General features: G+C 47.9%; 12 protein-coding genes and 2 riboswitches. Of the genes, 7 read left to right on the forward strand and 5 right to left on the reverse strand.

Translation table 11 applies throughout. The features are described 5' to 3' along the window. Positions 1-64: 64 nt before the first annotated feature. Both G3352_RS14945 and ptsP read left to right on the forward strand, forming a co-directional pair. Entirely contained in the window at positions 65-340 is a 276-nt protein-coding gene (locus G3352_RS14945; RefSeq protein ID WP_024633102.1) for an HPr family phosphocarrier protein, read from the forward strand. Further along, a complete protein-coding gene (gene ptsP / locus G3352_RS14950) occupies positions 333-2045 on the forward strand; it encodes a phosphoenolpyruvate--protein phosphotransferase (protein WP_063566874.1) in 1713 nt (570 codons plus the stop codon). The genes G3352_RS14945 and ptsP overlap by 8 nt, the downstream gene beginning before the upstream one ends. A gap of 248 nt (positions 2046-2293) precedes the next feature. Here the strand turns inward: ptsP and gcvPB are convergent, their stop codons facing one another. From gcvPB to gcvT, 3 genes are all read right to left on the reverse strand, one after another. After that, positions 2294-3781 carry an aminomethyl-transferring glycine dehydrogenase subunit GcvPB gene (gene gcvPB, locus G3352_RS14955; RefSeq protein WP_163757857.1) on the reverse strand — a complete coding sequence of 496 codons (1488 nt, stop codon included), beginning with the start codon at positions 3779-3781 and terminating at the stop codon, positions 2294-2296. Positions 3782-3873: 92 nt separating this feature from the next. Further along, positions 3874-5229, reverse strand: coding sequence for an aminomethyl-transferring glycine dehydrogenase subunit GcvPA (gene gcvPA / locus G3352_RS14960; protein ID WP_163757568.1), 1356 nt, complete (start codon positions 5227-5229; stop codon positions 3874-3876). Then, positions 5226-6362 (reverse strand): glycine cleavage system aminomethyltransferase GcvT, encoded by a 1137-nt coding sequence (gene gcvT / locus G3352_RS14965; RefSeq protein ID WP_163757570.1) that lies wholly within the window; start codon positions 6360-6362, stop codon positions 5226-5228. Before gcvT ends, gcvPA begins: the two co-directional genes overlap by 4 nt. 196 nt (positions 6363-6558) lie before the next feature. Beyond that, positions 6559-6659: riboswitch (glycine riboswitch) on the reverse strand. Positions 6660-6662: 3 nt separating this feature from the next. Beyond that, positions 6663-6784: riboswitch (glycine riboswitch) on the reverse strand. Between the two features lie 347 nt (positions 6785-7131). Here gcvT and gcvH point away from each other — a divergent pair. The 5 genes from gcvH to G3352_RS14990 all read left to right on the forward strand — a co-directional run bounded on the left by gcvH (position 7132) and on the right by G3352_RS14990 (position 13240). Then, positions 7132-7521 carry a glycine cleavage system protein GcvH gene (gene gcvH, locus G3352_RS14970; protein ID WP_063566882.1) on the forward strand — a complete coding sequence of 130 codons (390 nt, stop codon included), beginning with the start codon at positions 7132-7134 and terminating at the stop codon, positions 7519-7521. A gap of 565 nt (positions 7522-8086) precedes the next feature. After that, positions 8087-9556 (forward strand): PTS mannitol transporter subunit IIBC, encoded by a 1470-nt coding sequence (locus G3352_RS14975; RefSeq protein WP_163757572.1) that lies wholly within the window; start codon positions 8087-8089, stop codon positions 9554-9556. After that, on the forward strand, positions 9556-11661 hold the full coding sequence (locus G3352_RS14980; RefSeq protein ID WP_163757574.1) for a BglG family transcription antiterminator: 2106 nt from the start codon (positions 9556-9558) through the stop codon (positions 11659-11661). Before G3352_RS14975 ends, G3352_RS14980 begins: the two co-directional genes overlap by 1 nt. Further along, positions 11658-12092: a PTS mannitol transporter subunit IIA gene (locus tag G3352_RS14985; RefSeq protein ID WP_024633110.1), complete on the forward strand. Its 435-nt coding sequence runs from the start codon at positions 11658-11660 to the stop codon at positions 12090-12092. The genes G3352_RS14980 and G3352_RS14985 overlap by 4 nt, the downstream gene beginning before the upstream one ends. Beyond that, positions 12089-13240: a mannitol-1-phosphate 5-dehydrogenase gene (locus tag G3352_RS14990; RefSeq protein ID WP_163757576.1), complete on the forward strand. Its 1152-nt coding sequence runs from the start codon at positions 12089-12091 to the stop codon at positions 13238-13240. The genes G3352_RS14985 and G3352_RS14990 overlap by 4 nt, the downstream gene beginning before the upstream one ends. 52 nt (positions 13241-13292) lie before the next feature. On the opposite strand, the gene G3352_RS14995 is transcribed toward G3352_RS14990, so the two are convergent. Together G3352_RS14995 and G3352_RS15000 are read right to left on the reverse strand one after the other, a co-directional pair. Further along, entirely contained in the window at positions 13293-13541 is a 249-nt protein-coding gene (locus G3352_RS14995; protein ID WP_079697440.1) for a cysteine-rich CWC family protein, read from the reverse strand. Between the two features lie 92 nt (positions 13542-13633). Continuing rightward, positions 13634-15643 (reverse strand): endonuclease MutS2, encoded by a 2010-nt coding sequence (locus G3352_RS15000; protein ID WP_163757578.1) that lies wholly within the window; start codon positions 15641-15643, stop codon positions 13634-13636. Positions 15644-15715 lie beyond the last annotated feature (72 nt).

Consider the following 15715-nt stretch of genomic DNA (forward strand, 5'->3'; position numbering starts at 1 on the left):
GATGGCGAGCAAGTGTAAATATATGCAATGCCTAAACTAAATTATTGAAAGTGAGATGATTGTAATGCAACAAACATTCAGAATTACAGACGAAGATGGTATCCACGCACGTCCGGCGACAGCCCTGGTTAATACAGCAAACAAATTCAAAGGTGCAGAATCCTTTGCAGAAGCTAACGGTAAAAAAGTAACTTTGAAATCCATCCTGGGCGTACTTTCCCTTGGTCTGGAACAAGGCGACACCATCAACATCATCGTTGAAGGCGAAGGAGAAGCTGAAGCTCTTCAAGCTCTGACAGACGTTATGGTTAACGAAGGGCTGGGCGAAATTAATGCTTAATGTTTCTGGGATCGCGGCTTCGGCGGGTATTGCTATCGCCAAGGCGTTTATCTTGGAGCATCCCAACTACTCTGTAGAAAAACGCGAAATCAACGACGTTGACGCAGAGATCGCGAAACTCGACTCAGCTCTGGGCAAGTCCCAGGCTGAGCTTGAGGCGATCAAAGAGCGTACTTTACAAGAGCTTGGCGAGAAAAAAGCTGAGATTTTTGCTTCGCATTTGCTCATTCTGAATGACCCTGAACTGATTGATCCGGTTAAAGCGAAAATTGCAGATGATAAGATTAATGCGGAATTCGCATTGAACGAAACAGCAACGCAATTTATCGAGATGTTCGAAAACATGAAGAGTGCTTACCTGCAGGAACGTGCTGCGGATATGCGTGATGTAACCAAACGTGTGCTAAATCACTTGCTTGGTATCGAATTCATGAGTCCGGCTGAGATCAGTGAAGAAGTGATCGTGCTTGCGGAGGATCTTACGCCTTCCGACACGGCTCAACTGAACCGTCAATATGTTAAAGGTTTCGCAACCAATATTGGTGGACGTACTTCTCACTCCGCGATCATGGCTCGTTCACTTGAAATCCCGGCTGTCGTTGGAACCAAGGACATTCTGGCTCAAGCGAAACAAGGTGATATGATTATCGTTGATGGTTTGGACGGTCACGTACTGGTTAATCCAACGGATGATGTTATTGCTGAGTATCGTTCCAAACAGGAGCAATACGATGCACAACGTGCCGAGTGGAGAAAACTGCGTGATGAGCCAACGGTAACGGTGGACAACGTTCATGTGGAACTGGCAGCCAACATTGGTACACCAAATGATGTTGCTGGTGTTCTGGAGAATGGCGGCGAGGCTGTAGGCCTGTACCGTACCGAGTTCCTGTACATGGGCAGAGACAAGCTTCCTTCCGAGGACATTCAGTATAATGCTTATAAGGCTGTACTGGAAAAAATGGAAGGCAAACCTGTTGTTGTTCGTACACTCGACATTGGTGGAGACAAAGAGCTTCCATATCTGGATCTGCCAAAAGAAATGAATCCATTCCTCGGTTTCCGTGCAGTTCGTCTGTGTCTGGACCGTTTGGACATTTTCCGTACTCAATTGCGTGCATTGCTGCGTGCAAGCGTACATGGTAACCTGCGTGTTATGTTTCCAATGATCGCAACACTGGGTGAATTCCGTGAAGCCAAAGCTGTCCTGCTCGAAGAGAAGGAAAAGCTGGTTGCTGAAGGTATTGCGGTTTCAGACAGCATCCAACTGGGAATCATGGTCGAAATTCCTTCGACTGCGGTTCTGGCGGATCAATTTGCCAAAGAAGTGGATTTCTTCAGTATCGGAACGAACGATCTGATTCAATACACGATGGCTGCTGACCGTATGAACGAACGAGTGGCATATCTGTACCAACCTTACAACCCAGCCATTTTGCGTTTGGTTAAAATGGTTATCGATGCAGCGCATCGTGAAGGCAAATGGGTTGGCATGTGTGGTGAGATGGCCGGAGACGAAACAGCAATTCCATTGCTGCTCGGTCTCGGACTGGATGAGTTCAGCATGAGCGCAACATCTATTCTGCCAGCTCGCAGTCAGATCACCAAACTGTCCCGTGCAGACATGCAAGAACTTGCTGCCAAAGCACTGGATATGCAAACGGCTGAACAAGTCGTCGAATTGGTTCAAAGCATTCAAGCGTAATGTAATTTTACGGGGTTTCCACCCGATTTTAAGGGTTTCTTTTTCCGATAAAAAAGCTGCAGTCGTGCAGCGATTTTGCCGGTATCTGTTGTTACAGCAGATACCGGCTTTTTTTGTGCGTCAATGTTGGAAAGGGAATGACGATGTGAGAGGGGGGCATCAGGAATGATGGACATGAACAATACAAAAAAAGCTCTTGCTGACGTTGAGTCATCAGCAAGAGTTCGTTACTTCATTCACTATATGCTTCAACTGCAAGCGCAGTTCAATACAGGTTTACGGGCTGCTGTTGTTTCATCCAGACGGGTAACCGGTGTGCCATAAGGGGCATTGAGTACCAGTTCAGGCGTTTCTTCTGCTTCCTTGGCAATGCGAATCATCGTATCGATGAACCCATCAAGTGTTTCTTTGCTCTCGGTTTCCGTTGGTTCGATCATGATGCACTCCTCAACGTTCAGCGGGAAGTACACGGTTGGCGGGTGATACCCAAAATCAAGCAATCGTTTGGCAACATCTAGCGTGCGTACACCATACTGCTTCAACCCTCGACCAGACATAACGAATTCATGTTTGCAAACGCCTGGATACGGAATTTCGTAGTAAGGTGCGAGACGAGCCATCATGTAGTTGGCGTTGAGCACCGCACATTCAGATACCCGGCGTAAGCCTTCAGGTCCATAAGTACGAATGTAGGCATAGGCGCGGACCAGAATACCGAAGTTACCATAGTAAGCTTTGACCCGGCCAATGGATTGATCACCTTCACGATCCAATGCATATATGCCCTCATCATTTTTGATGACCATTGGTTTTGGCAGAAACGGAATCAAGCGGCTCTTCACACCAACCGGGCCGGCACCAGGTCCACCTCCGCCGTGAGGAGTACTCATCGTTTTATGCAAATTCAGATGCACCACGTCAAAGCCCATATCGCCAGGTCGGGTGATGCCCATAATGGCATTGGAGTTGGCTCCATCGTAGTACAGCAAGCCACCTGCCTGGTGCACAATGGAGGCAATCTCCTGAATGTCTTTTTCAAAAAGTCCGAGCGTGTTCGGGTTGGTCAGCATGAGCGCTGCGGTGTCCGAACCAATAGCTGCGCGAAGTGCGTCCAGATCCACCAGCCCGTCTGCACGGGAAGGGATCGTTACCGTTTCGAAACCTGCTACGGTTGCACTTGCCGGGTTGGTCCCATGAGAAGAGTCCGGTACGATAACTTTTGTGCGCTGCTCACCACGACCTTCGTGGTAGGCACGGATCATCATGAGCCCGGTCCATTCACCATGTGCACCAGCGGCCGGTTGCAAAGTAACGGCGTCCATACCGGTTAGTCCGGCAAGGTCATTTTGCAACGTATAGAGAAGTTCAAGTGCACCTTGAATGCTGGATTCGTGCTGATATGGATGAATTTTGGCGAACCCGTTGTAACGGGCCACATCCTCATTAATCTTCGGATTATATTTCATCGTACAAGAGCCCAACGGATAGAATCCGTTATCTACCCCGAAATTACGACGAGACAGGGCAGTGTAGTGGCGAATGACGTCAACTTCAAAAACCTCAGGCAATGCCGCTGCTTCCGACCGAAGCATTTCCCGGGGAATCAGGGAATCCACAGCTTGATGGGGAACATCGCATTCAGGCAAGGAGTAAGCGACCCGACCCGGACTGCTGAGTTCAAAAATCAACGATTGCTCCGGTGCTGGAGAGGCAGACTGAGTAGTGAGTGTTGTGATCGTTTCAGGTTGGCCCGAAGTGGAGATAGAGGTTACCGTTTCCGATTGTCCTTGTGCTGATGTCGTCGTTGTCTTTGTTGTCGTTTCCTGAGTCACAGCGATCCCTCCAATACACGTGCGAATTCGTCGATCTCTTCCTTGCTGCGTCGTTCAGTAACCGCAATCAGCATATGTCCAGCGAGCTCTGGATAATCACGTCCAAGTTCATACCCACCAATGAAACCTGCATCTAGCAATTTCAGTTGCAGTGATTCCACATTTGTTCCTTCAGGCAGTTGAATAACAAACTCATTGAACGTCGGTGCGGTAAATGTAAGAGAGACGCCTGAAATTGCGGTAAGCGTGTTAAGGGAATAATGGCTCTTTTGCAAATTCAAATCAGCGACGTCGATCATGCCTTGTTTACCCATGATAGACATATAGACAGATGCGCTCAGCGCGAGTAACGCCTGGTTCGAACAGATGTTGGACGTCGCCTTTTCCCGGCGGATATGCTGTTCCCGTGCTTGCAGCGTGAGTACAAAACCACGCTTGCCGTTGCGGTCCGTTGTCTGGCCTACAATTCGGCCAGGAATCCGGCGCATATGAGCCTGAGATACGGCGAAGTATCCGCATGTTGGGCCGCCGAGTGAAGCGGCGATGCCAAGGGGCTGTGCGTCGCCAACGACGATGTCAGCACCCAGCTTGCCTGGGGCTTCCAGCAGACCCAGCGATAGCGGGTTGGCGCTGACCACGAGCAGGCTTTTGTGCGCATGCGCAAGATCTGCGGCCTGTTTTACATTTTCCACGGCGCCGAAGAAGTTTGGGCTCTGAATCATGACGGCTGCGGTGTCATCGGACACGGCGGCTTGCAGGGCATCCCAGTCTGTTACACCATTTTGATATCCAATCTCAACAATCTCCAGATTGAGGCCATGAGCGTAAGCTTGCAATACCTGACGGGATTCAGGGTGTACGGTACGTGACACAATCAGTTGTTTGCGGCGGGTTGCCGCTGCGGCCAGATTGCCTGCTTCCGCAAATGCAGTTGCACCATCGTACATGCTGGCATTGGCTACAGCCATACCTGTCAACTCACAGATGTAGGATTGAAACTCGAAAATCGCCTGCAATTCTCCTTGGCTGATCTCGGGTTGATAAGGTGTATAGGCGGTATAGAACTCGGAACGGGAGATGACATGATTAATGACGGAGGGAACGTGGTGATCATAAATGCCTGCACCCAGGAAACTGGCGTGTGTCTCGAAGTTGGCATTCGCTGCCGCTTGCTTCGACATATGACGTGTCAGTGCATATTCATCGAGTTTGGAGGAAACAGGCAGTTCACCCTGATATCGAATCTCCTGTGGAATGTCATGGAACAGATCCTCAATCGTTTCCACGCCGATGGTTGCCAGCATGGCATTCTGATCCTGCTCGGTCATGGGAATGTAGCGATGCTTGCTCATGCTTGATCAGCTCCTTGAGTAGGTGTCTTTGGCGCACGTGTCCGTTTATGAAAAGGGGTCTTTACAACCTCGGCTTTTAGTTTCTTGCCACGAATCTCAATCTCCAGCGGGGTACCCAGTGCAGCATATTTGCTGTCGATCAAGGCCAGCCCCAGATTGCGTTTCAACGTAGGCGATTGGGTGCCTGTGGCCACTTCACCAATCTGCACGCCTTCGGCGTAAATTGGATAATGAGGACGAGGAATGCCGCGCTCCAGTACTTCGATGCCGACCAGCTTGCGGGCAGGCCCATCATTTTTTTGCTGCAACAAGGCTTCATGTCCGATAAACGGTCCTGCATTTAGCTTCACAAACATGCCAACGCCAGCCTCTAGCGGTGAGATGGTTGCAGACAATTCCTGTCCATACAGGGGCAGCTTGGCTTCAAAGCGCAGCGTATCCCGGGCACCCAGTCCTGTCGGAACGAGTCCGTGACCTTCTCCCGCTTGCATCAATCCGTTCCAAACCGCAGCGGCTTGTTCCGTAGGAACGTAGAGCTCAAAGCCATCTTCACCCGTATAACCGGTGCGGGATAACAGCAATGTAACGCCACATACCTTCGCATTTGCCACAAAGCGGAAAGGCTCAATTGAAGACACATCGATGTCTGTCACCGTTCTGAGAATATCCACTGACAGCGGACCTTGCAGAGCAAGAAGCGCCGTTTGATCCGAATCATTGGACATCGTTACGCCTGGCATCATGTGCTGTTGCAGCCATGCCCAGTCCTTGTCGATGTTGGAGGCGTTAACCACCAGCATATAATGCTGGTCTTTCAGTTTATAGATCAGCAGATCATCGACCACGCCGCCATCCGGATAACACATTAACGTGTATTGGGCCTGACCGGGAACGAGTGTTGTTACATCATTGGTGGTCATGTGCTGTAAAAAAGCTTCTGAGTGTTCACCTTGTACTGTGAATTCGCCCATGTGGGATACATCAAACAATCCGGCACGTTCTCGCACCGCTTCATGCTCTTTCTGAATTCCACTGAATTGTACCGGGAGCTCCCAGCCACCAAAATCAATGCATCGTACGCCTTCATATTGCTGATAGAGTGGAAAGAGTGGGGTTCTAAGCAAATCGGACATCCAATCACCTCGTCATGGGCCGTCAACCGGCCGAGTGTATAACCATGGATCAATGAATCTGGCATCATATTTTATTATAAAAGTAAGGTAAGGACGCTATAGGCAGCGCCGCTCTATAACCTGTTTTCGTTTTTTGGGAAAAAGGAAAAGGACAGGCCAAAGAATCGGCATGCCAGAAGCACGCTGTATTCTTAGGCTCTGTCCTTGGTACCTGAGAGTTACCCCGCCGCCTGATGCAGCAGGTTTCCCCTTGGGTGATCATAACGCCCACACAGGGCGATTAGATGCTCTCCAGAGTTGCGTCCCGTAAAAGTCCTTTTGCCTGAGAGATTCACCTCCGCTTGTCGGTGGTTTACTCCTTCGGCGTTACCGCATGTACACCCTGAGTCGGTGTCAAGGGTAATCTCTCCCTTTACATTCATCCGCGGGTATTGCATAGACCAATTAAACACATTTACTACTCTCATTAAAGCCTGAATCGACTATTGATGTCAAGAACGATATCATAGAAATTAATAAAAAATCCGAATGATATTTGCTATTGATTATATAATGTTCGTTTATTTATAAAGAGTGCGCTTACTTTTCTAATATTCACCATTATATGTAGGGAGGGTCCATTTGAGTTACAGACATATAAGGAAGAAATACAAATAAATTGTGAGGTATCTTGACATTTGAATCGAAAATATCATACGCTATGTTCTGGGAAAAAGGTTAAGGTCAAAGAAACGCATGCACTCATTAATGAAAAGCGAGGCGGATATCGATGAGCGAATTGAAAAGTGATTTCCTGTACAGTGAAGAGCACGAATGGGTGCAGACCGTAGGGGAGGATACCGTACGTATTGGTATTACCGAGTTCGCGCAGCATCAGCTGGGTGACATTGTGTTTGTGGAATTGCCTGACCTTGAATCGGATGTAAAAGCGGAAGATGGTATTGGAACGATTGAATCCGTCAAAACCGTTTCGGATTTGTTTTCTCCTGTCAGTGGAACGATTATTGCTGTGAATGATGCATTGCAGGATTCCCCGGAGCTGGTTAACAACTCTCCATATGAGGAAGGCTGGATGATCGAGATTCGTGTTGAGGGCGACCTGACAGCAGCACTTTCCACATTGATGAACGCGGATGCGTATCGTAAACATACGGAATAATAATAAGGTACAATTCACCGGTTGGATAGAGAGTTTTAGCTTGATGTAAAAGTCCTTTTAACGTAATAAAATGAATCGATTGATTATAGCTCCGAATGGTGATATTGCTTATTCGGAAAATATTTAGGCGCAATTGCCTCATCTGAATCAGGATGAAGTAATTGCGCCTTTTTCCGTTGTTAGTCGACGAATTAGATGGAATAAATATCAATCTAACATGTTTCATCATCATTTCTAATGAGGTAGAAACAGCTCGCCCAAATAGAATAAATTTACAATTTCATTTGTCAGTAAAATGGGGCAACTCGTGGGTATGATACATGAAAGGGAATAACAGTTTTCGATCCATATACAGGTTTAAATATGGAACAATCCTTTAAATTTAAATCTTGTCATCAACGTTCATGACGGAAGTAGGTTTTCATTTCGTTGTAGAAGATACCGTTTTCATTTACGATATGGTTGTAAATTAAGATTTATTGCAGATTTATACCTTCGTTCGTCTGGATCATCGTTGTCAAAATTCAGTGGAATCAAGGTTTAATATGTTGAGGAGGTTTTCAATATGAGTTCAGTGGACGCAAAGTCCGAAAAAAGCGGAGGAATACGGGTCGGCGTTCAGAAGTTTGGACGTTTCCTGAGTGGTATGGTTATGCCGAACATGGGTGCTTTTATCGCCTGGGGGCTGATTACGGCATTGTTCATTCCAAAAGGATGGTTCCCTAACGCAGATTTTGCATTATTGGTTGATCCAATGATCAAATATTTGCTGCCTTTGCTTATCGGTTACACAGGCGGTACCATGGTACACGGCCAACGTGGTGGTGTAGTCGGTGCAATTATGACCATCGGGGTTATTGTCGGCAGTGACATTCCAATGTTTCTTGGCGCCATGATAGCCGGACCGTTGGGAGCCTGGGTCATTAAGAAATTTGACAAGGCTGTCGATGGCAAAATCAAATCAGGGTTTGAGATGTTGGTTAACAACTTCTCCGCTGGTATTATTGGTGGGATTTTGGCGCTTCTAGCCCTTAAAGGCATCGGGCCTTTCGTTGAAGCGATTAGCAAGGTGTTATCAGCTGGGGTAGAAGCTTTGATGAATGCTGGTCTTCTCCCGCTGGTCAATCTGATCATTGAGCCAGGAAAAGTATTATTCCTGAACAATGCGATCAACCATGGGATTCTGACACCAATTGCTACAGATCAAGCAAGAGAATTGGGTCAATCCGTATTATTCATGCTTGAATCCAATCCAGGACCTGGACTCGGTATTTTGCTGGCATACTGCTTCTTCGGTCGCGGATCAGCCAAATCTTCCGCTCCAGGTGCTGTAATCATCCATTTCTTTGGCGGGATTCACGAGATTTATTTCCCTTACATTCTGATGAGACCGATACTGATTCTGGCTGCGATGGCTGGTGGTGTGGCGGGTACATTGACCTTCATGTTGACTGGAGCAGGTTTGGTATCAGCACCGTCACCGGGAAGTATCATTGCCTACTCGTTGTTAACACCTAAGGGTGGATACCTTGGCATGTTTGCAGGGGTAGCCGTAGCTGCGATCATCTCGTTCCTCGTAGCATCCATACTGCTCAAAACTGGTAAACAGAAGAACGATGAAGAAGATCTGGACAGTGCGTCCAACCGTATGAAAGATATGAAAAATCAGGGCAAAACAGGCAACCTCACCGTTGATAAAGACAATCGTGAAGCTGACCGTGCAGCCGATATTGCTTCTTCGGCAGTAAAAACGGATATCAATAAAATTGTATTCTCCTGTGATGCAGGTATGGGTTCGAGTGCCATGGGTGCCTCGATTCTGCGGAAGAAAATGAAAGCAGCCGGTGTGGATGTCGCTGTAACCAACACGGCGATCAGTGAGATTCCACAAGATGCTGACATCGTCATCACACAGAAAACATTGACAGACCGGGCCAAATCCGTGGCTCCAAATGCAGAGCATATTTCCATCGACAACTTCCTGAAGAGTCCTGAATATGAGGCACTGGTGGAGCGCCTCAAATCCGACTCCTGATGAGTAATATTACAAGGAGACAGCGTGAGATCGTGGAGTTCCTGCTGGAGCATCCTCATGAGGTAACTGCTGGCGATATAGCTGTTGCGGTCAAAGTAAGCACTCGTACCGTACATCGAGAGTTGCAGATGATTGAACAATGGCTTGAGCCCCTTGGCATGAGATTAGAAAAAAAATCGGGAACCGGGGTTCGAATTGATCCCGGTTCCGATGATTTGGCCGTATTGCGTCAACAACTTGAGCTTAACGAATATGTGGAGTTTACGCCCGAAGAGCGTAAACTCTTCATGCTTTGTATTTTGCTTGATGAATCCGAGCCTGTGAAGCTGCTTGCATTGGCCTCAGATCTGAAGGTAACCGTGTCTACGGCAAGTAATGATCTGGACGATCTGGAGCCACGCATTCAGCTTGCAGGATTGAAGCTGGTTCGCAGACGTGGATATGGGGTCAAGATCAATGGAAGCGAGCTTGCTCATCGCATGGCTATCTCAGCCCTCGCTCTTGAATATCTGGATGAATCCGATTTGTTCGGTAGACAGGCGGAGCAAGGGGGTTCCAAAGTAAGCAGCAAACTTCTGGAAATGATAGGACATGAGGATGTACTTACGGTCGAAAATGCATTATGGCAGCCGGATATTGAGTGGTTGGAAAATATACCGGAGCGTCAATACATGAAGCTACTGATCCAATTGTCTGTAGCCGTTGTGCGGATTCGCAAAGGCTTTGGCATAGGGCGGAATACTCAGCAAGACAAAAAAGATGTTGGAATGCCTCTGCAAGACGAGCAGAAGGTGCCGGAATATTTAGCTTCCAGACTGTGCGGTGTTCTATCTGCCCAACTTGGGCTGGAGTTTGTGAGCGAGGAGCAGGCTTATTTTCACAGGCTGCTGATTGAAATCGAGCAATCGATTCATTCCTCGCGTCTGCTGCCCGTAGACGATCTGGTTTTACTTGACATGGTTCGTTCCCTCACAGACCGGATGCAACAGAAAACTCATTATTCGTTCCATGAGGATCGTCTGCTCCGTGAAGGTCTGATTGCCCATATGGAGCCGGTGCTGGAAAGAATGGATGAGCGGCAGCTCATCCGTAATCCGTTGCTTCAGCAGATCCGCAAGGATTATGAATCACTGTTTGAGGATGTAAAGCAAGCAGTGCGAGAGGCTTGGCCCAATACGGATGTTCCGGATGAGGAGATCGGATTTTTGGTGATGCACTTCGGTGCTTCCATTGAACGACTGCGGGTGCTGAAACGTGAAATCAGGGCTGTCGTCGTTTGTACGAGCGGGATCGGATCTTCACGGATGTTATCGAGCCGCCTGTCCAAGGAAATTCCCGAGATTCGGATTGTGGACAGTGTGTCCTGGTATGAAGCCGCGCGTATACCAAAGACGGAATATGATCTGGTTCTCTCTACTGTGGATCTGCCAATGGATAAACATCAATACTACAAGGTGAGCCCACTGCTGACGGCAGAAGAAAGTGAACGTTTAAGGCACTTCATCAGGACAACGACGCTTCAGCGGGAACATAGTCCCCCACCTGAAGTAGATTCAAGGTCAACAGGACGAATTTCCGATCCGGTTGGACTGGAAGCGACCCTGATTGAAATCGTACAGATTATCGGCAAGTTTCAGGTGTTCCCGCTGGATAATCAGAAGATTGGATTTTTTGACACGGCCTACGCCATGTGCAGCGTTTTACATCATTCTGGTGTGTTAAATAATCCTGAAGAGATTGCCAGGCTGCTGGAGGAGCGTGAAGCGGTTGGAAGCCAGAAAATTCCGGGGACTTCCCTCGCTTTGTTTCATACACGCAGTGATGGCATTCACAGTCCTTCAATCACGCTGTTCCAGTTGACAGAGCCGCTTCTGCGCACGCCGGAAGACCCGACAGGTGTCAGCCATGTGCTTTTGATGCTAGGACCCAGACAGTTATCGAAGGAAAGTTTGGAGGTACTGAGTGAGATCAGTGCACTATTGTTGCAGGAAGAAATGATCACATTACTTGAAAAAGGCAACCGGGATGATCTTATTCATTACTTGTCCCAAGAACTTGCGGGATTTTACCGCAGCAAAACAGAAATTGGAGGTATTCAAACATGAGTGTGTTAACTAAAGATAAAGTCATCATGAATGCAACGGCTCAGGATAAATACGAAGCGATTCGAATGGCAGGTCAAATTTTGAAAGACGCGGGACATATCACCGCTGAATACATTGACAAAATGCTGGAGCGTGAAGAGATTGTCTCCACGTATGTCGGCAACGGACTTGCGATTCCACACGGCACGAAGGAATCCAAATCATTCATCCTGTCCACAGGTATATCGGTCATTCAGTTCCCGCAGGGTGTTGATTTTGGGGAAGAGAAAGCGTATATGGTCATTGGTATCGCTGCTCAGGGCGGAGAACATATGGAGATCCTGACCAGCATCGCAGTCATCTGCGCCGAGGAAGAGAACATGGAAGCTTTGCGTCATGCTCAAACCGCTGAAGAAGTCATCACTATTTTGGAAAGTGAAATGGAACTATGAAGGCCCTTCACTTTGGAGCAGGTAATATTGGACGTGGCTTTATCGGTTTGATTCTGTCCCGTGCAGGCTACAATGTCGTTTTCTCGGACGTTAACCAGGAGCTGGTTAAGGCTCTGGAGCAGCGTGGAGAGTACACGGTTGAACTGGCTAACGAGGCCAAGGACCTGGAGACAGTTACCGGTGTGAGTGCCATCGATGGAACCAATCTGGATACCGTTGCTCAGAACGTTGCAGAAGCTGAACTGATCACAACCGCAGTAGGTGTGAACATTCTGAAACATATTGCTCCGGGTATTGCCAAAGGACTTACATCCAGACTGGGAACAGGCGATGTCTTCCAGCCGCTTCACATCATTGCTTGTGAAAACGCAATTGGAGCCAGCACTCAGCTGAAAGAACATGTATATGGTTTGCTTGATGAGCGGACTCGCCTGCTTGCGGATCAGTATGTGTATTTCCCGGACTCTGCGGTGGATCGGATTGTGCCGATTCAGCATCATGAAGATCCATTGCATGTACAGGTAGAACCTTTCTATGAATGGGTTGTTGACCGTTCACAAATGGCCCCTGCGTTCAAACCGGTTGAGGGTGTAATGTATGTGGATGATCTGGAGCCTTATATCGAACGGAAGTTGTTTACCGTAAATACTGGACACTGTATTGCCGCTTATATTGGATATGTGAACGGGTTTGATACAATTCAGAAGGCAATTGCCGATGAAAAAGTCAAATCCATCGTATATGGTGCCTTGCAGGAAACCGGAGCAGTTTTGGTGAAGCGTTTTGGATTCAATGCCGACGATCATCAGTTGTACATTGCCAAAATATTGGAACGGTTCGTTAACCCGCATCTGACGGACGAAGTAACTCGTGTAGGACGTTCTCCACTGCGGAAACTGTCCCCGAATGACCGTCTGGTTCGCCCGGCTCTCCAGGCTTACGAGTATGGAACGGAGACAACACATTTGGCAATGGGCATGGCCGCTGCCTGCAAGTTCGACATTTCCGAAGACCCGGAAGCAGTAGAACTCCAGACTACGATCCAGCAAAAAGGGATTGAAGCAGCACTCAGCCAGTATACGTCCATGGATGAGAGTCATCCTGTACTGAAGCAGGCTGTAGCGCATTATCAACAACTGCAGAAGTAACGGTCTGTATTTCAATACAACATCATATCGATAGAAGAAGAGCCTCACAGGGTTAACTGTGGGGCTCTTTATTTTGCTCTGTCTTCTTTTTATACGTATCCAGACATGCCTCGCAGATGCAGGACTTCCTTCGCTGTTCTGCCGGAATGGGGTCAAATACCCCTTCTGGGAACACAGCCCGGTTACACCAGCATTCTGAATGAGGACGACCAGCGGCATAGGAGCAGCCATTGGCCTCCCCACACAAAGGACATACAAGAACTTCTGGAGTGACTTTCTTTGTATCTTGCTCAACAGACATACGAGTCTTCCTTCCCCCATGAATTTCAAACCACGAACGATCGATAGGTTTATTAAAGTATAGCAACTCAACCCATTATATCAATCCTGTGGTTATTCTTCAGGGGGCAATTCAATCTTTAGTCCTTCCACATGCTTGCGACTCATCAGTTTGCGTTTCTTACGGTTCTCTTTGGTCTCCAGCACAATGTCGAGGTCATAGTCACCCGGATATAGTTCATCTGCGGAGATGTGCAGAGTTAGACGTTTCTTGTGAATTTTGACTTTACGTCCGCGCAGCATGACTCCGATATTTCCGCGACTGTCCTCCACATCACAGACGATGCCTGACTGGTTCAGATAAGCTGCATAGACGCGATCCCCTTTTCGGAATGCTTTGGCAGGGGAAGCGGGTTCTAATAGTTCAGGCCGATCAGCAGATTGCTTTTTTGTTTCAGTTTGTACGGACGGGCTGACAGGTTTCGTCTTGTTCTTTGTTTCATTCCATTGTTCTTGTTCAACCGTGCTGTTTATTTGCGATGACGTTGAATTTACGTTAGGCACGGATGAAGTGAAGCTGGAAGAGACACTTTGTGGGACACCCTGATCTGAAATGAGCTTGGAGCGCTCAATAATACGCTGTGGCATACCCAATTTCAGTGCAATGGAATAGGCATAGCTGTCCCCTGCTTCTCCGATCCGCAATCGATAAAGAGGTTGAAGAGAGACTGTATCGAACTCCATTCGGGCATTCTCAAATCCAGGCGTGGCTGCTGCAAAATGTTTGATTTCCCCAAAATGGGTTGTGGCGATAACGGTAGCTCCACGGCTGTGCAGCTCCTCCAGCATGGCGATCGAGAGTCCCACTCCCTCACCGGGATCGGTACCGGAGGCCATCTCGTCAATAAGAACAAGTGTCGATGAATCGGCTTGCTCCAGGATGCCAATCATGTTGCGAATATGTGCAGAAAAGGTACTGAGTGCTTGCTCTAGGCTCTGTCCATCACCGATATCCACAGCGACTTCATGATATACGGCCATCTCGCCATCTTCAGCGACAGGCACAAGCAGACCGGATTGCATCATCAAGGTGAGCAGACCCAATGTTTTGAGTGCAACCGTTTTGCCACCCGTATTCGGCCCTGTAATGATTAGTGAAGAATACGTTTGACCGATTGCAAAATCAAGCGGAACCATGGATGCACCCATAAATGGATGGCGGGCATTATGAAGCCGAACCCGTCCATTGGCATTGACACGTACAGTCCGTCCATCCATGGTCGCCGCATATTTCGCTTTGGCGAACAGGAAATCCAGAATTCCTACCGTTTCCGTGTTTAGTGAGATTTCTCGATTATAAGAATCTGTGAGGGAGGTTAAGTCACCGAGAATTTTCATCTCCTCCCGTGATTCCTCGGCTTGCAGTGAAGCCAGCTCCATTTGCAGACCTACTAATTCAGCAGGCTCAATATATACGGTTTGGCCACTTCCCGATTCATCCAGCACACTGCCTTTAACGTGTTTGCGGAATTCTTTCTTAATGGGCAGCACTGTTCTTCCACCACGCTGACTAATCACATTTTCCTGCATGATGGAGCGGTGTTTGCTTATAAGAGAATCCAGCTTGCGTTTCATGCGTTCCTCATTCACCGTCATTTTTTTACGAATACGTATCAGCTCCTTGCTCGCCTGATCCTGAATGCGTCCACTATGGATACAGCGTTCAATCTCACTCAGCAGGGATTCCATCCATATCATGGATGAAGCGTAGCGACTAACTGTCGGGGCCACTTCGGATTTGCCCTCCATGTATTTCATAAGCTGTGCGCAGCTGCGAAGAAACTGAGCGAGATGGCTGAAATCACGTTCCGTAAATAAATAACCGGTACCTAGCAGGTCCATAATGGTCTCCATGCCATCCAGTGATGGAATGGGCACACTGGCGCCGTTACGAATCAAAGCAGCCGCTTCAGCGGTCTCTTCCAGACGCATTTGTATCAGAGAAGCGTCCACCATTGGCTTCATGTCTCTTGCGTAACGTTTGCCCAAATAGGATAGGGCACAGGCTGCAACGTTTTTTTGAATTTGGGGATAACCCAGACTGGTTAAAGTTTTTTCATTCATGCTTGATCTCTCCTTGGATATAAAATGGAATTTCGGTTAAAGCGATGGGACATATTCCCGGAAAACGCAAAA

Source organism: Paenibacillus sp. ALJ109b (genome assembly GCF_010747435.1).
Lineage (GTDB): Bacteria > Bacillota > Bacilli > Paenibacillales > Paenibacillaceae > Paenibacillus > Paenibacillus taichungensis.